The following is an 18,964-nucleotide window of genomic DNA, read 5'->3' as shown; positions in this document are numbered from 1 at the left end:
CGAACGCCTGTGATGGAACGAATGAACGCTTCTGCCGAGCTGTTGAAGGAACTCCGTATCGACCGCAAGTCGCCGCCGCCGGCCTCCGGAGGCAATGGCGGTGGCCGCCGCTGGCTGTGGATCGCGATCATCGTGGTCGTGCTGCTGCTTGCTGCCGCCGTGGCCTTCGTGTTCGGCCGCGCGCCGGCCGTGGAGGTGGAAACCGCGCCGGCGGTGGCCATCCAGCAGGGCAGCGCCAGCAGCTCGGTGCTCGACGCCAGCGGCTACGTGGTCGCCCGGCGCATGGCCACGGTATCGGCCAAGATCACCGGCAAGGTGCGCGAGGTGATGATCGAAGAAGGCATGCGGGTCGAGGCTGGCCAGGTGATGGCCACGCTGGACCCGATCGACGCCGACGCGCAGCGCAGCCTGTACGCCTCGCAGCTGCAGGCCGCACGCAGCCAGGTCGCCGGGCTGCAGGCGCAGCAGAGGCAGGCCGCCGCCGAAGCCAGCCGCCTGCAGGCGCTGGTCGGCCAGCAGCTGGTGTCGCACTCGCAGTACGACCAGGCCGTGGCCCAGCGCGACAGCCTGCGTGCGCAGCTGGATACCGCGCAGCGCAACGTCAAGGTCGCCCAGGACCAGCTGGCCATCGCCGACCTTGGCGTGGACAACAACGTGGTACGCGCGCCGTTCTCCGGCGTGGTCACCGCCAAGGCGGCGCAGCCGGGTGAAATCGTCTCGCCGCTGTCGGCGGGCGGTGGTTTCACCCGCACCGGCATCGGCACCATCGTCGACATGGACTCGCTGGAGATCGAAGTCGAGGTCGGCGAGGCCTTCATCGGCCGCGTGCAGCCGAAGATGCCGGTGGAAGCCATCCTCAACGCCTACCCGGAATGGAAGATTCCCGGCGAGGTGATCGCCATCATCCCCACCGCCGACCGCGGCAAGGCCACGGTGAAGGTCCGCGTGGCGCTGAAGGTGAAGGACCCGCGCATCGTGCCGGAGATGGGCGTGCGCGTCAGCTTCCTGGAACAGGCGCAGCTGCAGGCCGCGGCCAAGCCGCAGGGCGTGCGCGTGCCGGGCGGCGCCGTGGTGCAGCGCGACGGCGCCTCGGTGGCCTTCGTGCTGGGTGACGAGAACCGCGTGCAGCAGCGCACGGTCGAGGCTGGCCAGGCGATGGGCAAGGACCGCCAGATCCTCAAGGGCGTGAGCGCCGGTGAATCGGTGGTGGTGAACCCGCCGGACACCCTGCGCGATGGCGCCAAGGTGCAACAGAAACAAGCGCAGTAACGGCCTGGCGCCCGTGGGCGCCGCCGGCAGCACCGCTCGACGCTCGCCCGCGGCCATCGCGGGTGCGCTTCCCCGTTTCCCGCCTTCCGTGGAGAACCACCCATGTCGACCCTGGTTTCACTGCGCAACATCACCAAGACCTACCAGCGTGGCCCCGAGAAAGTGCAGGTGCTGCACGGCATCGACCTGGAAATCGCCAGCGGCGATTTCGTCGCGCTGATGGGCCCGTCCGGCTCGGGCAAGACCACCCTGCTCAACCTGATCGGCGGCCTGGACAACCCCAGTGGCGGCGAGATCAGCATCGAGGGCGAGCGCATCGACCAGATGAGCGGCGGCCAGTTGTCGACCTGGCGCAGCCACCATGTCGGCTTCGTGTTCCAGTTCTACAACCTGATGCCGATGCTGACCGCGCAGAAGAACGTGGAACTGCCGCTGCTGCTGACCCACCTCAATGCCGCTCAGCGCCGCCGCAATGCCGAGATCGCGCTGACCCTGGTCGGCCTGGCCGACCGCCGCAGCCACCGCCCGAATGAGCTGTCCGGCGGCCAGCAGCAGCGCGTGGCGATCGCCCGCGCGATCGTCTCCGACCCGACCTTCCTGATCTGCGACGAACCCACCGGCGACCTCGACCGCCAGTCCGCCGAGGAGATCCTCGGCCTGCTGCAGCAGCTCAACCGCGAGCACGGCAAGACCATCATCATGGTCACCCATGACCCGAAGGCTGCCGAGTACGCCACCCACACGGTGCACCTGGACAAGGGCGAGCTGGCCGACGCGCCGCTGGCCCACTGACGGAGGCCACGGCGATGAAATACTTCTCGTTGGTGTGGGCACAGCTGTTCCGCAGCCGCACCCGTACCCTGCTGACCCTGCTTTCGGTGGTGGCCGCGTTCCTGCTGTTCGGCATGCTCGATTCGGTGCGCGTGGCGTTCTCGTCCGGTGGCAGCGTGGAAGGGGCCAACCGCCTGGTGGTCGCTTCTCGGCTGTCGATCACCCAGTCGCTGCCGATCCGCCTGGAAACCCAGGTGCGCCAGGTCGCCGGCGTGCGCGACGTGGCCTATGGCATGTGGTTCGGCGGCATCTACCAGGACCCGAAGAACTTCTTCCCGAATTTCTCGGTGTCGCCCAACTACTTCGACGTCTACCGCGAACTGCAGATCGACCCGGCGCAGCTGGAAGACTGGAAGCAGACCCGTACCGGCGCCATCGTGGGCGAGACCCTGGCCAAGCAGTTCGGCTGGAAGATCGGCGATACCATCCCGCTGCAGGCCACGATCTTCCCGCGCGGCGGCAGCAACGACTGGCCGTTGGTGCTGAAGGGCATCTACCGCTCCAAGGACCGTGCGCTGGCCGCCAACGAAGAGCGCCAGCTGATGATGAACTGGAAGTACTTCGATGAATCCAACGACTACATCAAGAACCAGGTGAGCTGGTACACGGTGACGCTGGACAACCCGGACCACTCTTCGCGGGTGGCTCAGGCCATCGATGCGATCTCGGCCAACTCCGACCACGAGACCAAGACCCAGACCGAATCGGCGTTCCAGCAGGCCTTCGTCAAGCAGTTCGCGGACATCGGCATGATCGTCACGTCGATCATGGGCGCGGTGTTCTTCACCCTGCTGCTGCTGACCGGCAACACCATGGCGCAGGCGGTGCGCGAGCGCGTGCCGGAGCTGGCCACGCTGAAGACGCTGGGCTTCAAGGACCGCACCGTGCTGACCCTGGTGATGGTGGAGTCGGTGCTGTTGATCGGCCTGGGCGGCCTGATCGGAATGGGCCTGGCCGCGCTGATCCTGCCGGCGATCGGGCCGAAGAGCATGGGCATGCTGCCGCCGCACGTACCGACGCCGACCTGGCTGATGGGGCTGGGCCTGATCGTGGTGATCGGCATCATCGTCGGCCTGTTGCCGGCGCTGCGTGCCAAGCGCCTGAAGATCGTCGACGCACTGGCCGGCCGCTGAGGAGGACACCGACATGTTCAAGAGCAAACTCAAGAAGTGGCTGGGCAACGGCGTGACGGTGCTGCTGCTGGCGGTCGGCCTGGTGCTGTGGATCGGCCTGCCGTGGATCGGCGTACTGGCCGTGGCCGTGCTGGTGGCGCTGTGGCTGCTGCTGACCCGCGGTGGACGGCTGGCGCTGGCCGCCACCCGCATCGGCGTGGCCAGCCTGCCGCAGCGCTGGGGCGCGTCCTCGGTGATCGTGGTCGGCATCGCCGGCGTGGTCGGCGTGCTGGTGGCGATGCTGGCGATGGGCGAAGGCTTCCAGGCCACGCTCAACAACACCGGCGATGACACCACCGCCATCGTGCTGCGCGGGGGCTCGCAGGCCGAGACCAACTCGGTGATCACCCGCGAGCAGGTACCGATGCTGTCCACCCTGCCCGGGATCAGCCGCGATGCGCAGGGCCGGCCGTTGCTGTCGCCGGAGCTGTCGCAGGTGGTCAATCTGGTGTCGAAGTCCGATGGCACCGACGTCAACGCGCAGTTCCGCGGCGTCGGCCCGCAGGCGTGGGCGGTGCATGACAAGGTCAAGATCGTTGAGGGCCGCAAGTTCGCCACTGGCCTGCGCGAGATCGTGGTCGGCCAGGGCGCCAAGGGCCAGTTCCGCGACATGGAGGTCGGCAGGACGCTGACCCTGGGCAACCAGACCTGGACCGTGGTCGGCACATTCGCCACCGGCGATGCGCATGATTCGGAACTGTGGACCGACGCCGATACGCTGGCCACCACCTACCAGCGCAGCGCCTGGCAGTCGATCAGCGTGCGCACCGAGGGCAAGGCTGGCTTCGAGCAGTTCAAGGCCGCCGTCGCCGCCGACCCGCGCCTGAAACTGGACGTGGAAACCACCCGCGTCTACTACAGCAAGCAGGGCGGCGGGCTGACCAAGCTGATCGACATCCTCGGCAAGGTGATCGGCACGATCATGGCGGTGGGTGCGGTGTTCGGCGCGCTCAACACCATGTATGCGGCCGTGGCCACGCGCGCCCGCGAAATCGCCACCATGCGTGCGATCGGCTTCCGCGGCCTGCCTGTGGTGACGGCGGTGATGCTGGAAACGATGCTGCTGGCGCTGCTCGGTGGCCTGCTCGGCTGCGCGGTGGCGTGGCTGCTGTTCAACGGCTACAGCGTGTCCACCATCGGCAGCAACTTCAGCGCGGTGGTGTTCAAGTTCCACGTGTCGCCGGAACTGCTGTGGACCGGCCTGAAATGGGCACTGGGCATCGGCCTGGTCGGCGGCCTGTTCCCGGCACTGCGCGCGGCGCGCCTGCCGATCACCACGGCGCTGCGCGAAACCTGAGCCCCCGCCTTCGCGGCGGCACACCCGCAAGGACGGAGCGAAGGCTCCGTCCTTTTTTCTGTCATGCGTCTGTGGATTGTTGGACGCGATTCATCTTGGCGGCACGCTGCCGGACCGTTGCCAATGGAAACCCTCTAGAATCGCGCGCCCATCATCTGTATTCGCGTTCCCACCACGGCCATCTCTCTCCTGGCCATGGCTGGAAGCAGAACGGCGCCTCTCGGGGCGCCGTTCTTTTTGCGCGAAGGCGGGGTCAGAGCCCTCCGCGTTGGGGAGGGATCCGACCCCGTAGCTACGCCTGCGCTACCGCTTGGCGCGCATCGTGCGGATGTTGTCGCCGACGAACAGGATCAGGCCGGCCCAGATCGCGGCAAAGCCGATCGCCTTGGCGGTATCGAACGCTTCATGAAAGAAGAACACGCCCAGCAGCAGCTGCAGGCTCGGTGCGATGTACTGGAGGATGCCGACCAGCGACAGCGGAATGCGCTTCACACCGTAGGCAAAGCCGATCAGTGGAACAGCAGTCACTACGCCACCGAAGATCAGCAGCAGGTCGTTGCGCCAGCCCCAGCCATGGAAGAACGCGCCACCATGGCCGTTCTCGGCCCAGATCGCAAAGGCCAGCGCCGGCAGGAACAGGTACATGCTCTCCACGCCCAGCCCCGCCACCGGGTCGACCGAGACCAGCTTGCGCAACAGCCCATACAGGCCGAACGAACAGGCCAGGCCCAACGCGATCCACGGCGGCGTGCCGGCGTCGATGGTGAGCCACGCCACGCCCACCGCCGCCATCGCCACCGCCACCCACTGCAGGCGGCGCAGCCGCTCCTTCAGTACCAGCACGCCCAGCAGCACGTTCACCAGCGGGTTGATGAAATAGCCCAGGCTGGTCTCGATCACATGGCCGGCGTTGACCGCCCAGATGTACAGGCCCCAGTTGAACGCGATGGTCAGGCTCGAGACCAGCAGGATCGGCAGCGCGCGCGGCTGCGCGGCGATCTTGCGCCACCAGCCCAGGCGTGCGCTGAGCAGCAGCCAGCCCAGCACCAGCACGGTGCTCCAGATGATGCGGTGGGCGATGATCTGGAACGACGGCACCTCATTGAGCAGGTGCCAGTACACCGGCACCAGGCCCCAGATGACGAAGGTGGAGGCCGTGACCAGCAGGCCCCGGCGCTGTTCTTTCTCGTCCATGCTCATTTCTTGCGCGTCCTTGCCATCGTCAGTACCACCACACCCAGGAGAATCACCGCCATCGCCAGCAGGTCGCGCCAGCCGAAGCGCTCACCGTTGAGCAGCGCGCCCAGCAGCACCGCGATCACCGGATTGACGTACGCATAGCTGCCGGCCAGCGCCGGGCGCACGTTCTGCAGCAGCCACACGTAGGCGGTGAACGCGACGATGGAGCCGAACACGCACAGGTAGGCCATCGCCAGCAGGCCACCGGTATCGGGCAGCGTGGTCGGGCGCTCGCCGACCGCCAGCCCGATCAGCACCAGCAGCACGCCACCGCAGATCATCTGCCCGGCCGCCGTCATGAACGGGCCCGGCAGGTCCAGCCCGCGTGCCCACACCGAACCGAAGGCCCAGCCGATCGGCGCGATCAGCAGCAGCACCAGCCCGGTCGGCGAAGCGGTCAGGCTGCTGCCTGCATTGAGCCAGACCACCCCGAGGAAGCCGATGGCGATGCCCAGCCATTCACCGCGGCTGGCGTGCTGGCCGCGCAACGCCGAGAACAGTGCCATCCACAGCGGCACCGAGGCCACCGCGGTGGCGGCCAGGCCCGAGGACACCTCACGCTCGGCCAGCACCACCATGCCGTTGCCCAGCACCAGCATGGTCACGCCCATGATGACCAGGTTGCGCCACTGCCGCAGTGTCGGGTTGGGCAGCTTCCAGAACAGGCGCAGCGCCAGGAACATCAGGCCGCCCGCGACGATGAAGCGGCTGCCGGACACCATCGTCAGCGGCAGCGCGCCGCCATGCAGGGCCTTGGCGATGCCCAGGTAGGTCGAACCCCACACCACATAGACCAGCAGCAGCGCCAGCGCGACAAGGCCACCCCGGGGGGCAGCCGCAGACGAAGAGGGGGGAGCCGACATGACACACCAGGGAGCCGGGGGAAGGCGGATTCTAGGACGTTTTGAGTATGGTCCGGCACCCCGTACGGTGGCACGCTGTCATCCATCCATGCACCCTGCGCTGGTCTGCTACCCCGTGTTGACGGCCGATGCAGTACCAAGAAGGCTGCCCGGTCGCGCCGTCCCGATGACCGGGCGCCGTTTTCCCTGCGCACGGACGCGCCGCATCGAGGATTTCCACCCAGATGAGCACCACGTCCCAACCCGCCGTCCCCGCCAACGACCGCGCCGCCCTGCGCCGGTCGATCTCCAACACACTCAAAGGCTCCGCCGGCAACCTGGTGGAGTGGTACGACGTCTACGTGTACTCGGTGTTCGCCGTGTACTTCGAATCGCAGTTCTTCTCGCCGGACGACAAGAACTCCACGATGTACGTGTGGGCGATCTTCGCAGCGACCTTCCTGATGCGCCCGATCGGCGCCTGGTTCTTCGGCCGCTTCGCCGACCGCCACGGCCGCCGCCTGGCGCTGACCGTCTCGGTCACGCTGATGGCGCTGTGTTCGTTCCTGATCGCCGTCACCCCCACCGCCGCCAGCATCGGCATCTGGGCCGCCGTGATCCTGCTGTTCGCGCGCCTGCTGCAGGGCTTCGCCACCGGCGGCGAGTACGGTGCCAGCGCCACCTACATGTCCGAGGCTGCCATTCCCGGCCGACGCGGCTTCCTGTCCTCCTTCCACTACGTCACCCTGGTCGGCGGCCATGTGCTGGCCCAGCTGACCCTGCTGCTGATGCTGACCTTCTGGGGCAAGCCGGAGATCTCCGAGTGGGGCTGGCGCATCGCCTTCGGCATCGGTGGCATCGCCGCGGTGGTGGTGTTCTGGCTGCGTCGGGGCATGGACGAGTCGCTGTCGGAGTCGTCGATCGAAGCTGCGCGCGAGGGCAAGGCGCAGAAGTCCGGCTCCATGTACGAACTGTTCGTGCACCAGTGGCGGCCGCTGCTGCTGTGCTTCCTGATCACCGCCGGCGGCACCGTGGCCTTCTACACCTACTCGGTGAACGGCCCGAAGATGATCCAGAGCGCCTTCGCCGGCAACGATCCGATGACCGGCACCCTGATCAACCTGGGCGTGCTGGCGTTCCTGATGGTGCTGCAGCCGGTCGGTGGCTGGCTGTCGGACATCATCGGCCGCAAGACCCTGCTGGTGTTCTTCGGCGTCGGCGGCGTGCTGTACAGCTGGTACCTGATCACCCAGCTGCCGCACCAGCATGACGCCACCCTGGCCTTCCTGACCCTGGCGCTGGCCTTCGTCATCCTCACCGGCTACACCTCGATCAACGCGGTGGTGAAGGCCGAGCTGTTCCCCACCCACGTGCGTGCACTGGGCGTGGGCCTGGGCTATGCGCTGGCCAACTCGCTGTTCGGCGGCACCGCCCCGCTGCTGTACCAGGGCGCGCTGAAGACCGGCCACGTCGACTGGTTCGCCATCTACGTGACTGCCACGATCGCGGTATCGTTGGTGGTCTATGTGTTCTTCCTCACCAACAAGGGCCCGAACTGGCTCGACGGCACCCGCAAGTAGGCGCGCTGCCGTGATCGCGGCCACCGGTGCACTGCCGGTGGCCGCGGCTTCTCCCGCCGCCCCGTTGATGTGGATCGCGGCGACGCTGGTCGCAGCCACGGCACTGGCCTGGCTGCTGCGCCGCCCCAGCGCACAGGCCACGTGGCCACGCATCGGTTTCGGGATTGCCCTGCTGGTGTTCTGCGTCGCGCTGGCGCTGCAGCTGGCAGTGGACCTGGGCAGCGGCCACAGCTCGCTGCAGTTGCGCCTGCATCGCGGCGACAACGGCGGATCGCTGGTCGGCCTGCGTACGATGGTGGCGTGCTATCTGGCAGCGCTCACCGCCAGTGGCTGGGGCGCGTGGAAGCTGCTGCGCCGGCGCTGACGAACACCCGTTCGTGCCGGCCGCTGGCCGACACCTCCACATTCTTTCGGTATTGCCGGCCGCTGGCCGGCAACCTCATGAACCTCCGGGAAGAGCAGCGAGTTGCCGGCCAGCGGCCGGCACTACCTCAGCGGCGGGCCGCTTCGCTCTTGTCACGCGCGCTGCGGAACTCCGATTCCTTTTCCCACGTGGGCCAGCGGCGGCTGTTGGCCAGCTCCGCACCCAGGTCGTAGACCAGCAGGGTGTCGGCGGCGTGGCCGCTCGGGTCCCAGCTCGGCGTCCATGCATCGCAGGCCTGGTGGTAGCAGTCGGCGAAGTACTTCTCGCGCAGCGCGCGGCCGGCTTCAACCCCACCGTCCAGCTTGTCCAGGCCCGGGCCGATGGTGATCGCCGGCACGCCCAGGCGCGCGAAGGCGAAGTGGTCGGCGCGGTAGAAGAAGCCGGCTTCCAGGTTCGAGTCCGGGCTGTAGCTGCGGCCGCGGGCCTTGGCCACGCGCTCCAGGTCGCCTTCCAGCGACACCCGGCCCTTGCCCCACGACGCGATGTCGCGGGTCGGGCCATCCGGACTGAACATCTCGATGTTCAGCACCGCGGCGGTCTTGTCCAGCGGCGCCAGCGGGTGCGCAGCATAGTAGCTGGCCCCCAGCAGGCCCTTCTCTTCAGCGGTCAGCGCCACGAAGTACAGCGTGCGCTGCGGCTGCGGGCCGGCAGCGAACACCCGGCCCAGCTCCAGCACCGTGGCCACGCCGGTGGCGTTGTCGATCGCACCGCGGCGGATGCGGTCCCCCTTGGCGTCGGGCTGGCCGATGCCGAAGGCATCCCAGTGCGCGGAAAAGATCACCGCCTCGTCGCCATGCTCGCCACCGGGCAGCTTGGCCACCACGTTGCGGGTGACCACCTGCTCGCGCTTCAGCGCGAAATCCACGCTGAGCTTGGCGTTGTCCAGTGCCACCGGGCGGAAGTCGGCGCGCATCGCCTTGCGCTTCTCCGCATCGAAGTCGAGGCCGGCGTCGGCGAAGATCGCCTCGGCCAGCTCGCGCTGCATCCAGCCACGCAGCGGCGTGTGCTGCGCCATCGCTTCGGCCTGGCCGCGCTCGATGTCGAACAGCGGCGAGGTGCCCGAGCTCTTCACCGTGGCCCAGCCATACGCGGCCGGCGCGGTCTCGTGCACGATCAGCACGCCTTCGGCACCACGGCGTGCGGCTTCCTCGAACTTGTAGGTCCAGCGGCCGTAGTAGGTCACCGCCTTGCCGTCGAACGCGCCCGGCGCATCGGCCTCGAAATCGGCATCGTTGATCAGCACCACGGCGATCTTGCCGTGCAGGTCCACGTCCTTGTAGTCGTTCCAGTGGCGTTCCGGCGCATCGATGCCGTAGCCGACGAACACCAGCGGTGCCTCCTTGATCTGCACGCGCTTGCGCGGCTGCAGGCTCTGCAGGGTCACGTCCACGCCGTTGGTCAGCGCGCGGCGGCCCTGCTTCAGCGCCAGGCTGGCCTTGGCCGGGCCGTCCAGCTGCGCGCGCACCAACGGCACCGGCTGCACCCAGCTGCCATCCACGCCGCCCGGCTGCAGCCCGTAGCTGCGGAACTGCTCGATCAGGTACTGCACCGTGCGCTCTTCGCCCTCGGTGGCCGGCGCGCGGCCCTCGAATTCATCTGACGCCAGCACCTGCACATGGCGAGACAGCGCCTGCGGATCGATGCCGCCGCCTGGCAGGTCATTGGCCGCATGGGCCAGGCCACCGACAAACAGGCAGGACGACAGCAGCAACACGCGCATCGGATTCACGGCAATACCACGGCTAGCTTGGAAGTCACCAGAGTGTAACGTGGTCGTGACATCACGGCGCAGCGTTGGCCCATCTCATCCACGCATGGCGGGGCTTACGGGCGGATGCGGTCCAGCCAGCAGGCCAGGCCCTGCGCGTTGAGTTCGATGTCCATCGCCAGCACCGCAGTCACCGCCGCATCGTCCAGCGCACAGCCATGCAGCTGTGCACGTTCCAGGTACAGTGCCTGCAACGCCGCCAGCAGGCAGCGGTGGCGGTCGGGCCGGCCGTCGCACTGTCGGCCGATGGCCGCCATCGCATCGATCTGCTCGAACAGGTCCTCGGCCAGTTTCTCCACCTGCTGCACCCGCCCGTAGTGGGTCAGGTACATCGCCTGCGGCGCGTAGCCCAGCATGCGCCGGATCGAGGCCTTCATCGCCTCCGGGTCGAACTGCACCGGCGAGGAGGTGGGGAAGATGAAAGCGCCCTGCGCGCTGTCCAGCTCGCGGTAGGAGATGCCGAACGTATCGCCGGTGAACCAGCTGCGGCTGCGCGCATCCCATACGCAGTAGTGGTGCAGCGCGTGCCCCGGCGTGTGCAGCATCACCAGCTCGCGGCCGGCCAGGTCGATGCGGTGGCCATCTTCAGCCACCACGACCCGCTGTTCGGGAATCGGTTCGATGCGGCCATAGCTGCGCGCGATCTCTTCGGCGCCATACACCGCCGTGGCACCGGCGATCAGCCGGGTCGGGTCGATCATGTGCGGAGCACCGCGCGGGTGCAGCACCGCTTTCGCGTTCGGCAGCTGCTGCATCAGCAGGCCCGCACCGCCGGCGTGGTCCAGGTGCACGTGCGTGAGCAGCAGCCAGTCCACCGCATCCACGCCCAGGCCGGCGTCGGCCAGCGCCTGCAGCATGGCCGGCACTGACAGCCCGGTGCCGCAGTCGACGAACGCGGCGCGGCCGTTTTCAACGATCAGGTAGGCCGCGTCGAAGTCGGGGCGCTGGAAGCCGGTATCGATGGTGTGGATGCTGGGGTCGGCGGTCATCGGCACGCACCTGGCAGGATCGGGAACAGACACCCATGGTAGGCACGCGGGCGGCCCGGGTTCGATGCGGCTTTGGTCGGGTAGTGCCGGCCGCTGGCCGGCAACCTCGGGGCAGCCCGTTGACTGCCGTTGCCGGCCAGCGGCCGGCACTACCGGTGCAGCCAGCGTGGCCGCAGCAGCAGGGCCAGCACCAGCACCGCCAGGAATGCGCCGTAGGCGTACAGCACCGCCAGCACCTGCGGCCAGATCGGGCCGGCACCGGGTTGCACCACGCCGATACGGTAGCCCCACAGCATCGACACGATGCTCAGCGCGAAAGCCAGTACCAAGGTAGTACCGTCGAACAGGCGCCGCCGCACGCTGCGCGGCTGGCGCGGGAACAGCCAGTACAGGCCGCCCAGCAGCAGGAACCAGGGCAGGAACAGCAGCAGCGACAACCAGGCCATCGCAGACTCCATGTCATCGCGCCGGAGGCGCGCGGACATCATGCCATGGGCGCTGTGCCACGGTCGTGCCGGCCGCTGGCCGGCATTCCCTATGCAAATACCGTGGTCGTGCCGGCCGCTGGCCGGCGTTTCCCATGCAATTGCCGGCCAGCGGCCGGCACGACCTTTATTCTTCGCGCAGCACGGCCAGCGCGGCCAGCACCGCGTCCACCTCGGCGTCCAGCTTGAACAGCTCGCTCTGCAGCTGGTCGCCCTGCTCGGCCTGCTTGATCACGGCAATCAGCTGGCCGGCATCACGCGGCGAATCGAAGCCTTCGCTCTGGATCAGCAGCGTGCCGTCACCGGCGGTCAGCTTGAAGTAGAACCGGCCGTCCTTCTCACGGTACTGCTTGAACTGCGGCGGCGCCACGCGGGCCACGCCGGCATCTTCGCTGGCGATGTCGCCCGCCGTGGACAGGTCGCGCAGGCCCACGGCGTGGCGCAGTTCTTCCAGCAGCGGTGCCGCCAGCTGCTCGCGCAGCTGCTGGCCACGGCGCTTGAGCAGCGCTTCGATCTTCTCCGGCTCGGCCATCAGCGCGTTGTAGCGCTCGCGCAGCGGCGACAGCTCGCTGTCGATGCGCTCGAACAGCTGCTGCTTCGCATCGCCCCAGCTGATGCCCGCAGCGAACGCCTTGGCGAATTCCGCGGTCTGTTCCGGCGTGGCGAACGCCTGGTACATCTGGAACAGCGCCGAGCCTTCGGTGTCCTTCGGCTCACCCGGCGCGCGCGAGTCGGTCAGGATCGAGAACACCAGCTTCTTCAGCTCCTCGCGCGGCACGAACAGCGGAATGGTGTTGTGGTAGCTCTTGCTCATCTTGCGGCCATCCAGGCCGGCCAGCGTCGCCACCTGCTCGTCGATCACCACGTCCGGCAGCGGGAAGTACTCCTTGCCATACACGTGGTTGAAGCGCTGGGCGAAATCGCGCGCCATCTCGATGTGCTGGATCTGGTCACGGCCCACCGGTACCTGGTTGGCCTTGAAGATCAGGATGTCGGCAGCCATCAGCACCGGGTACATGAACAAGCCGGCGCTGACGCCTGCGTCCTCGTCCAGGCCTTCCTCGCGGTTCTTGTCCACCGCCGCCTTGTAGGCATGCGCGCGGTTGAGGATGCCCTTGCTGGCGATGGCGGTCAGGAACCACATCAGCTCCGTCGTCTCGCGGATGTCGCTCTGGCGGTAGAACCACACGTGTTCCGGGTCCAGGCCGCAGGCCAGCCAGCTGGCTGCGATCTCCAGGGTCGCGCGCTGGGTGCGCTGCGGGTCCTGCGACTTGATCAGGCTGTGCAGGTCGGCCAGGAAGAAGAAGCTCTCGATCCCCGGCGCGCGGCTGGCCGCGATGGCCGGACGGATGGCGCCAACGTAGTTGCCCAGGTGGGGCGTGCCGGAGGGGGTGATGCCGGTAAGGACTCGGGTCGTCATGACTGCGTGGGGAAACCTTCGATGAACGGGGCCAGTTTACCGTGCCGGCGGCCAACCCCGTCAGGACCGGCGGCGCGTTCATTCACCCAACCCCGCTGGAGACGCCCGATGAAACGCCTGCTGCCCCTGCTGCTGATCCTGCCCCTGGCCGGCTTCCGCCCGGCACCGCCGCCGCCGCCGGCCTACGAAGGCGGCCCGGTGCGCATGACCCTGGTCGACCGCGACCGCGGTACCGAACTGCGCAGCTATCCCGCCGACGGCCAGCGTTGGGTGGCCGGCGAGCGCGGCCACCGCTACGCCGTGCGCCTGTACAACGACAGCCCGCGCCGGGTGCTGGTGGTGCTGTCGGTGGACGGCATCAACGCCATCTCCGGCGAGGATGCCGATCCCTCGCAGACCGGCTACGTGCTCAATCCCGGCCAGCGCGCCGACATCACCGGCTGGCGCAAGAGCCAGGACGAAGTAGCGCAGTTCGTGTTCAGCAGCCCCAGCGGCAGCTATGCCAGCCGCACCGGCCGCCCGGACAACATCGGCGTGGTCGGCGTGGCGGTGTTCGAAGAGGCACGTCGCTGGCGCCCCGAGCCCATCCTGCGCCGTGGCCTGCCATTGCCGGCGCCGGCCGCACAGGCCGAAGCGGCCGCCGATGCCAGTGCCAGCCGCATCGACGGCCATGCCAGCAGATCTCAGGCCCCGGCGCTGGGTACCGGCCACGGTGCGCGCGAACAGTCCTCGGTGCGCGACACCGACTTCGAGCGCGCCAGCCGCAGCCCGGCCCAGGTGCTGCAGCTGCGCTACGACAGCGCCCGCAACCTGCGTGCGCGCGGCATCCTGGTGGACTCGCCCTCGCGCCTACCGCGCGAACCGCAGGCCTTCCCCAACCGCTACGTCCCGGACCCGCCGGCGCGCTGATCGCCCGGCCCAGACAACACAACGCCCGCGACCTCACGGTGCGGGCGTCGTGCTGTGGGGGGTAAGCGGTCAGCGCTTACTTGTAGTCCGGATAGTCCTTGCTCACTGCGTCCTGGAACTCACGCACTTCCTTCTCAGCGCGGTCCTTGGCCCAGCCATAGCGTTCCTGCAGGCGGCCGGCCAGATACTCGGCATTGCCTTCGGCCACGTCGAAGTCGTCGTTGGTCAGATCGCCCCACTTGGCCTGCGCCTTGCCCTTCAGCTGCGACCACTTACCGGAAATGATGTCTTTGTTCATTGCTGGGAGTCCTTGGTTGCAACGGCGTTCTTACCGTGGTTGCAGCTTCCCGCAGTGGCTGTTGAGCAGCGGTCAACCCGCAATGAAATGCATGCTCACCTGCTTGAATGGTTCACTCCGCTTCGACACTCGTGCAGCGGACGCCGCGCAGAAAAAAAGGCCGGGGAAATCCCCGGCCTTCTCGTTTTCCAACCCGCGCCGGGCTCACTTGCCCTTGGCGGCGTCCTCAACCTTTTCACCGGCCTTCTGCACGTCCTTGCCGGCACCGGCAACGGTATTGCAGCCGGCCAGCAGGGCCACCGAGAACATCGACAACAGCATCAGGGCAACTACGCGCTTCATGGGCTTCTCCTTGGGTTCGCCGCTACACCGCTTCATTCGCGGATGGGGTTCTGTCGCTCGGCGGGAGGGCGCACTGCCACCTCCGCCGCGTGACGTGCAATCTGGCGGCAGCGGCGTGGAGCGGGTGTGAACGGACCAGCGATCCGTTCAGCCCAGGCCCTCAGTCGCGCATCAGGGTGGACTTGCCGAACAGGCTTTCGACCAGGTCCACGGCCAGTTCGGCGGTGGCATTCTGCTTGTCCAGCAAGGGGTTGAGCTCGACGATGTCCAGCGATCCCATCCGCCCGGTGTCGGCGATCATCTCCATCACCAGCTGCGCCTCGCGGTAGTTCACCCCGCCCGGCACCGTGGTGCCCACGCCCGGTGCGATGCTGGGGTCGAGGAAGTCGACGTCGAAGCTGACATGCAGGTGGGTGTTCTCATCGATGCCGGCCAGCGCCGCTTCCACCGCGCGCTTCATGCCGTTTTCGTCGATGTAGCGCATGTCGTACACATCGACCTTGTGGGTCTTGATCAGGCGCTTTTCCTCCGGGTCCACCGAGCGGATGCCGATCTGGTGCATCTGCGCCGGGGTGATCGCCGGGGCGCTGCCGCCCAGGTGGGTCAGCGCCTCCGGGCCGAGGCCGCACAGGCAGGCCACCGGCATGCCGTGGATGTTGCCCGACGGGGTGACATCGCTGGTATTGAAGTCCGAATGCGCATCCAGCCACAGCACGCGCAGGTTCTTCCCCTGCTCGCGGCACCACCGCGCGACGGCGGTGATCGAACCGATGCCCAGGCAGTGGTCGCCGCCGAGCATGATGGGCATGCGGCCGGCCTGCAGTTCGGCGTAGCTGGCTTCCATCAATGCGTGGTTCCAGGCCACCACCGCATCAAGGTGCCGGTAGCCTTGCACCGGCGCAGTCCACGGGTTGCGCGGGCCATCCAGGTTGCCCACGTCACGGACGTCCACACCGCGCGCCTCCAGCGCCTCCGGCAGGCCCGCCACGCGCAGCGCCTCCGGCCCCAGCCGTGCACCGCGATGGCCCGCACCGACATCGGTGGGAACGCCAATCAGGGATACGGAAATGGGATGGGCCATGGGTGCCTCCTGCGGTGCGGAAAAAGAAGCACAGTCTAGCCAGAGCTGTGTGACACCACTCGCGGCGGTGCAGCAGGGCAATGGCCGGATCACCGCAGCCTGGCAGCCGTATCCGGTCAGGCATTCCAGCGCTGGGTCGTCAGGAATTGGACCTTCCGCGATCCACCTCACATCCCGGTCGGATTCGCCTCTTACGCTAGGCTGCCGTTGTCTCCACCCTGCGCAGGCACCCTGAAGGTGCCGCCTCACTTCCTCGATCATGGAGCACCACGCGCATGAAGCATGCACTCAATGGATTTGCGGTACTGGCAATTGCCCTGGGCGGACTGTTTCCGGCAGCGGCCAGTGCGTCCTCGCAACGCATCACGCATACGGTGACCACCGACGCGTATCCCATGCAGACGGCGGGCGCACGCGAAGTGCTCGACTGGGTGGCGCAGCGGGTAAAGCCGACGTTCGCCCCGCAGGGCTACGGCAACGTACAGGTGGAACGGCGGGCGTTCTCCGTAGGGCGCGCGTCTGCACGCGCGGACGGATCGATTCCCGGAAAGCTGCCGGAGCAGGGCATTCCCGGTGAGATCTACCGGGTGGAGAACCTGCTTCCCGATGGCTCCATCCAGACGTGGGAATTCACCTGGGTGGAACCCTCATCCGGCCATGGCGGCGGCTGGGATGTCACCGGGTACTCCTACAAGAAGGGCAATGACCCGGTGAATCAGCAATAGCGGGACAGGGGCAATGCGTGCTGCGTTGCCCCGTTCCGGACATACGCCAACGCCGAATGTGCCGTTGCGCGTCAACCGCCGCGGTGGCGAACCGGCGTCAGGCTCTGCACCTGGCCGCTGTTGCGCATCATGCACAGGAAACGGCCATCGGGATAATCGATGATCAGTTCCTGGTAATCGCTGCCCACCGGCATCTGGGTGACCAGTGCGCCCTGAGCGCCCTTGCGCATGTTGCAGGCGCCCAACGCGGTATCGCCCGCCGGCACCGGGGTGGTCACCGAAGACACGTTGCGGAACACCGCGCGGCATCCTCCATTGACCCACACCGAGTGCCGCGACAGGCCCCAGTTCTTGCCTTCCTCGCAGCGGGTGCGGCTGAGCTGGCGCACGATTTCCACATTGCCGCGAGTATTCAGATCGCACGACACCTGCTGCTCGTCAGTGGATTCGCAGGTGACTTCGCGCGGTAGCGCGGCATCGCCACCGGCGGCGGCGTGAGATTGCGCGCCACTTGCGGCTGGCGCGGGTGTGCCGCGAGTACTGACCTGGCAGATGCCATTGGCGCCGCCACGGCCGGTATAGCTGATCTGCGGCGTGCCGTCCTCGCTGCTGCTGATCGACAACGTGATGCCGCTATTGGCATCGCGTGCTTCGACGTAGCGGTCGTTGAAGCGTTTCAGCGCCGCCTCGCGGCCCTGCACGTAGACCGGGCCACCTTCATCGGCGTGCACATCGATGCCGCCCGAGCAGCTGGCGTTGAAGAACGGCACGGCAGCCATGGCCGGGGCCACGAAAGCGGTGGACAACAGTACGGCGGCGAGCGGCAGGGCGTGGCGACGCATGATCGGATCCCTAAGGGGCCCGGGGTGGGCCTGTGGCGGCAGTATGCGATGGGCAGTGGCGGACTTTCCGTGAGGGATAGCAAGAACCGGTGGCGCGCGTGGGGATTCAGGTCTGCTGGGGTGTCCTTGGAGGCCTGCCGGGGCGGTTAAGCCAGCTTTACGTCGTGAGCCGCGATGGGCGGTGCGACAGCGATGGCACAGCCGGATGTATCGTGGGCTGCGGCACCGCACGAACTGTCGTTTCTGGCTTTGCACTGCTCGAAACAGGCCAAACGCGATAATTCATTTTTCCTTTCAGATCGCCCGATGCCATCGAAACAAACGACTGGCAGGCGGGGATTTCGCCTGCGCATGATGAATCGCCACCTGCACAGGTGGTCGGGACTTCCAAGCCCGTGTTGTCAATGATGTATACGCTTGCCAGCCGGCGTCGTCCTTCCAGGTGCGGCGCCGGCTGGCAATCCGTTAGCCGATCGACGGCGGGCGGTGCGTGGGGGCCTCGTGCCCGCCGATTCGTTGACCCGGTCTTGGAAGCCACGCATCGCCCGCCACCCTACCGTGGCGGCACCTCTGTTCCTGACGAGGATGCCTGCATGTCCAGAAGCCACCACCCGTACCTGACCGCCACCCTGGGCGAGGCGGCTCTACGCCTGCCACCTGAACTGGCGCAGCCATTGGAAGCCGCTTTCGCCGCTGCGAACGAAGCGCCTGCGTCCATCAACCTGCCCAGCTGCCTGCAGCGCATCCGCGCCGGTGATGCCGCCGATGGACAGCCGTGGACGGGGCCCGCCAGCACACCCGGCCAGGCCGTGGCCGCCGCACGCCGGGACCGCGCTGCGGTGGGTTTGGTGTCGCTGTTGGAGCTGTACCACGCCGCCGAGCGCGTGCGCGTGGACGGGGAAGAGAAAGACGACATCGGCGACGGCACGCGCGAAGGACTGATGCTGGCCTGCCGGGGGCTGGCGGAGTATGTGGCGTTGCAGGTGGGCGGGGCTCAATAATGCGCAACGTTGGCATCCCCAACGCACAGGTTCAACACGTCGCAACGCCGGCCAACGAATCAGACAGACCCGCTGCTGGGATGAGCACACCCTACCCAAACCTGAAACCTGTCCTCGTTGAACTGCGGCTGGACGAAGTGGATTCGCGCGGCGGCGCTGTTGCCGAGATGATCGCCTCCACCGCACGCCCCATGGCGCTCTCGATAAGCCCTGAACTCATGTGGTACAGCTTCGCCTTGAATGACAGAGCCATCACCCGCATCATGCCTGGAACGAGGGCACACTGTACGATCTCCTTCATCAACCATGACGGTGCGAAAGAGGCATTTCCCTGTGGCACGGTGGCTGCCTTCGGAGACGGATCGTCAACAAGAGGGTTGATCCGCATCATTCGGATTGATTGAGGCTGATCGCACCGGACTTCTTGGAGCGACGGAAGTGGAGCTCAGC

General features: G+C 67.4%; 20 protein-coding genes. 10 read left to right on the top strand and 10 right to left on the bottom strand.

Annotated elements, in window-relative coordinates; translation table 11 throughout:
* Nucleotides 1–21: 21 nt before the first annotated feature.
* From NSQ78_RS01655 to NSQ78_RS01640, 4 genes are all read left to right on the top strand, one after another.
* The gene (locus NSQ78_RS01655) at nt 22–1,269 is read left to right on the top strand and encodes an efflux RND transporter periplasmic adaptor subunit (RefSeq protein WP_064237487.1); all 1,248 of its coding nucleotides are present in this window, start codon (nt 22–24) and stop codon (nt 1,267–1,269) included.
* A 102-nt stretch (nt 1,270–1,371) separates the two neighbouring features.
* Nucleotides 1,372–2,061, top strand: a complete 690-nt coding sequence (locus tag NSQ78_RS01650) for an ABC transporter ATP-binding protein (protein WP_064237486.1) — start codon at nt 1,372–1,374, stop codon at nt 2,059–2,061.
* A gap of 14 nt (nt 2,062–2,075) precedes the next feature.
* Nucleotides 2,076–3,233: an ABC transporter permease gene (locus NSQ78_RS01645; protein WP_064237485.1), complete on the top strand. Its 1,158-nt coding sequence runs from the start codon at nt 2,076–2,078 to the stop codon at nt 3,231–3,233.
* 13 nt (nt 3,234–3,246) lie between these two features.
* Nucleotides 3,247–4,569: an ABC transporter permease gene (locus tag NSQ78_RS01640; protein WP_064237484.1), complete on the top strand. Its 1,323-nt coding sequence runs from the start codon at nt 3,247–3,249 to the stop codon at nt 4,567–4,569.
* 303 nt (nt 4,570–4,872) lie between these two features.
* On the opposite strand, the gene rarD is transcribed toward NSQ78_RS01640, so the two are convergent.
* Entirely contained in the window at nt 4,873–5,769 is an 897-nt protein-coding gene (gene rarD / locus NSQ78_RS01635; RefSeq protein ID WP_053461935.1) for an EamA family transporter RarD, read from the bottom strand.
* Nucleotides 5,766–6,671, bottom strand: a complete 906-nt coding sequence (gene yedA / locus NSQ78_RS01630; RefSeq protein ID WP_049468675.1) for a drug/metabolite exporter YedA — start codon at nt 6,669–6,671, stop codon at nt 5,766–5,768. The genes rarD and yedA overlap by 4 nt, the downstream gene beginning before the upstream one ends.
* A 224-nt stretch (nt 6,672–6,895) precedes the next feature.
* Here yedA and NSQ78_RS01625 point away from each other — a divergent pair, with 224 nt between their 5' ends.
* Together NSQ78_RS01625 and NSQ78_RS01620 are read left to right on the top strand one after the other, a co-directional pair.
* The gene (locus NSQ78_RS01625) at nt 6,896–8,230 is read left to right on the top strand and encodes an MFS transporter (RefSeq protein ID WP_057494450.1); all 1,335 of its coding nucleotides are present in this window, start codon (nt 6,896–6,898) and stop codon (nt 8,228–8,230) included.
* A 67-nt stretch (nt 8,231–8,297) separates the two neighbouring features.
* Nucleotides 8,298–8,594, top strand: coding sequence for a hypothetical protein (locus NSQ78_RS01620; protein WP_064239593.1), 297 nt, complete (start codon nt 8,298–8,300; stop codon nt 8,592–8,594).
* A 127-nt stretch (nt 8,595–8,721) separates the two neighbouring features.
* Here the strand turns inward: NSQ78_RS01620 and NSQ78_RS01615 are convergent, their stop codons facing one another.
* From NSQ78_RS01615 to NSQ78_RS01600, 4 genes are all read right to left on the bottom strand, one after another.
* Nucleotides 8,722–10,374, bottom strand: a complete 1,653-nt coding sequence (locus NSQ78_RS01615) for a M28 family metallopeptidase (RefSeq protein ID WP_064237482.1) — start codon at nt 10,372–10,374, stop codon at nt 8,722–8,724.
* Nucleotides 10,375–10,478: 104 nt separating this feature from the next.
* Nucleotides 10,479–11,411, bottom strand: coding sequence for an MBL fold metallo-hydrolase (locus NSQ78_RS01610; protein ID WP_057494452.1), 933 nt, complete (start codon nt 11,409–11,411; stop codon nt 10,479–10,481).
* 149 nt (nt 11,412–11,560) lie between these two features.
* Nucleotides 11,561–11,857 (bottom strand): hypothetical protein, encoded by a 297-nt coding sequence (locus NSQ78_RS01605; protein ID WP_053461930.1) that lies wholly within the window; start codon nt 11,855–11,857, stop codon nt 11,561–11,563.
* 166 nt (nt 11,858–12,023) lie between these two features.
* Nucleotides 12,024–13,316, bottom strand: a complete 1,293-nt coding sequence (locus tag NSQ78_RS01600) for a tryptophan--tRNA ligase (RefSeq protein WP_053461929.1) — start codon at nt 13,314–13,316, stop codon at nt 12,024–12,026.
* Between the two features lie 108 nt (nt 13,317–13,424).
* Here NSQ78_RS01600 and NSQ78_RS01595 point away from each other — a divergent pair, with 108 nt between their 5' ends.
* A complete protein-coding gene (locus NSQ78_RS01595) occupies nt 13,425–14,225 on the top strand; it encodes a hypothetical protein (RefSeq protein ID WP_064237481.1) in 801 nt (266 codons plus the stop codon).
* Between the two features lie 76 nt (nt 14,226–14,301).
* On the opposite strand, the gene NSQ78_RS01590 is transcribed toward NSQ78_RS01595, so the two are convergent.
* The 3 genes from NSQ78_RS01590 to rocF form a co-directional block, all read right to left on the bottom strand.
* Complete coding sequence (locus tag NSQ78_RS01590) at nt 14,302–14,523, bottom strand: CsbD family protein (RefSeq protein WP_004153772.1); 222 nt, start codon at nt 14,521–14,523, stop codon at nt 14,302–14,304.
* A gap of 204 nt (nt 14,524–14,727) precedes the next feature.
* Nucleotides 14,728–14,865 (bottom strand): entericidin A/B family lipoprotein, encoded by a 138-nt coding sequence (locus NSQ78_RS01585; protein WP_014035659.1) that lies wholly within the window; start codon nt 14,863–14,865, stop codon nt 14,728–14,730.
* Between the two features lie 160 nt (nt 14,866–15,025).
* Nucleotides 15,026–15,946: an arginase gene (gene rocF, locus NSQ78_RS01580; protein ID WP_064237480.1), complete on the bottom strand. Its 921-nt coding sequence runs from the start codon at nt 15,944–15,946 to the stop codon at nt 15,026–15,028.
* A 275-nt stretch (nt 15,947–16,221) separates the two neighbouring features.
* On the opposite strand from rocF, the gene NSQ78_RS01575 reads away from it, so the two are divergent.
* Complete coding sequence (locus NSQ78_RS01575) at nt 16,222–16,671, top strand: hypothetical protein (RefSeq protein WP_064237479.1); 450 nt, start codon at nt 16,222–16,224, stop codon at nt 16,669–16,671.
* 71 nt (nt 16,672–16,742) lie between these two features.
* On the opposite strand, the gene NSQ78_RS01570 is transcribed toward NSQ78_RS01575, so the two are convergent.
* The gene (locus NSQ78_RS01570) at nt 16,743–17,513 is read right to left on the bottom strand and encodes a DUF3011 domain-containing protein (RefSeq protein ID WP_064237478.1); all 771 of its coding nucleotides are present in this window, start codon (nt 17,511–17,513) and stop codon (nt 16,743–16,745) included.
* A gap of 593 nt (nt 17,514–18,106) precedes the next feature.
* Between NSQ78_RS01570 and NSQ78_RS01565 the strand changes: the two genes are divergently transcribed.
* Both NSQ78_RS01565 and NSQ78_RS01560 read left to right on the top strand, forming a co-directional pair.
* Nucleotides 18,107–18,514, top strand: coding sequence for a hypothetical protein (locus NSQ78_RS01565; RefSeq protein ID WP_064237477.1), 408 nt, complete (start codon nt 18,107–18,109; stop codon nt 18,512–18,514).
* 80 nt (nt 18,515–18,594) lie between these two features.
* Nucleotides 18,595–18,918 (top strand): hypothetical protein, encoded by a 324-nt coding sequence (locus tag NSQ78_RS01560; RefSeq protein ID WP_080473090.1) that lies wholly within the window; start codon nt 18,595–18,597, stop codon nt 18,916–18,918.
* Nucleotides 18,919–18,964: the final 46 nt, after the last annotated feature.

The sequence above is a fragment of the Stenotrophomonas sp. FSL W7-1447 genome (assembly GCF_037966425.1).
Lineage (GTDB): Bacteria > Pseudomonadota > Gammaproteobacteria > Xanthomonadales > Xanthomonadaceae > Stenotrophomonas > Stenotrophomonas pavanii.
Note: the sequence above shows the minus strand (reverse complement) of the source record. Positions and strands in the feature narration are given on the sequence as shown.

Coding starts and splice junctions, on each gene's coding strand:
- NSQ78_RS01655 (WP_064237487.1), top strand. CDS start 22: ATGAACGCTTCTGCCGAGCTGTTGAAGGAACTCCGTATCGACCGCAAG.
- NSQ78_RS01650 (WP_064237486.1), top strand. CDS start 1,372: ATGTCGACCCTGGTTTCACTGCGCAACATCACCAAGACCTACCAGCGT.
- NSQ78_RS01645 (WP_064237485.1), top strand. CDS start 2,076: ATGAAATACTTCTCGTTGGTGTGGGCACAGCTGTTCCGCAGCCGCACC.
- NSQ78_RS01640 (WP_064237484.1), top strand. CDS start 3,247: ATGTTCAAGAGCAAACTCAAGAAGTGGCTGGGCAACGGCGTGACGGTG.
- rarD (WP_053461935.1), bottom strand. CDS start 5,769: ATGAGCATGGACGAGAAAGAACAGCGCCGGGGCCTGCTGGTCACGGCC.
- yedA (WP_049468675.1), bottom strand. CDS start 6,671: ATGTCGGCTCCCCCCTCTTCGTCTGCGGCTGCCCCCCGGGGTGGCCTT.
- NSQ78_RS01625 (WP_057494450.1), top strand. CDS start 6,896: ATGAGCACCACGTCCCAACCCGCCGTCCCCGCCAACGACCGCGCCGCC.
- NSQ78_RS01620 (WP_064239593.1), top strand. CDS start 8,298: ATGTGGATCGCGGCGACGCTGGTCGCAGCCACGGCACTGGCCTGGCTG.
- NSQ78_RS01615 (WP_064237482.1), bottom strand. CDS start 10,374: ATGCGCGTGTTGCTGCTGTCGTCCTGCCTGTTTGTCGGTGGCCTGGCC.
- NSQ78_RS01610 (WP_057494452.1), bottom strand. CDS start 11,411: ATGACCGCCGACCCCAGCATCCACACCATCGATACCGGCTTCCAGCGC.
- NSQ78_RS01605 (WP_053461930.1), bottom strand. CDS start 11,857: ATGGCCTGGTTGTCGCTGCTGCTGTTCCTGCCCTGGTTCCTGCTGCTG.
- NSQ78_RS01600 (WP_053461929.1), bottom strand. CDS start 13,316: ATGACGACCCGAGTCCTTACCGGCATCACCCCCTCCGGCACGCCCCAC.
- NSQ78_RS01595 (WP_064237481.1), top strand. CDS start 13,425: ATGAAACGCCTGCTGCCCCTGCTGCTGATCCTGCCCCTGGCCGGCTTC.
- NSQ78_RS01590 (WP_004153772.1), bottom strand. CDS start 14,523: ATGAACAAAGACATCATTTCCGGTAAGTGGTCGCAGCTGAAGGGCAAG.
- NSQ78_RS01585 (WP_014035659.1), bottom strand. CDS start 14,865: ATGAAGCGCGTAGTTGCCCTGATGCTGTTGTCGATGTTCTCGGTGGCC.
- rocF (WP_064237480.1), bottom strand. CDS start 15,946: ATGGCCCATCCCATTTCCGTATCCCTGATTGGCGTTCCCACCGATGTC.
- NSQ78_RS01575 (WP_064237479.1), top strand. CDS start 16,222: ATGAAGCATGCACTCAATGGATTTGCGGTACTGGCAATTGCCCTGGGC.
- NSQ78_RS01570 (WP_064237478.1), bottom strand. CDS start 17,513: ATGCGTCGCCACGCCCTGCCGCTCGCCGCCGTACTGTTGTCCACCGCT.
- NSQ78_RS01565 (WP_064237477.1), top strand. CDS start 18,107: ATGTCCAGAAGCCACCACCCGTACCTGACCGCCACCCTGGGCGAGGCG.
- NSQ78_RS01560 (WP_080473090.1), top strand. CDS start 18,595: ATGAGCACACCCTACCCAAACCTGAAACCTGTCCTCGTTGAACTGCGG.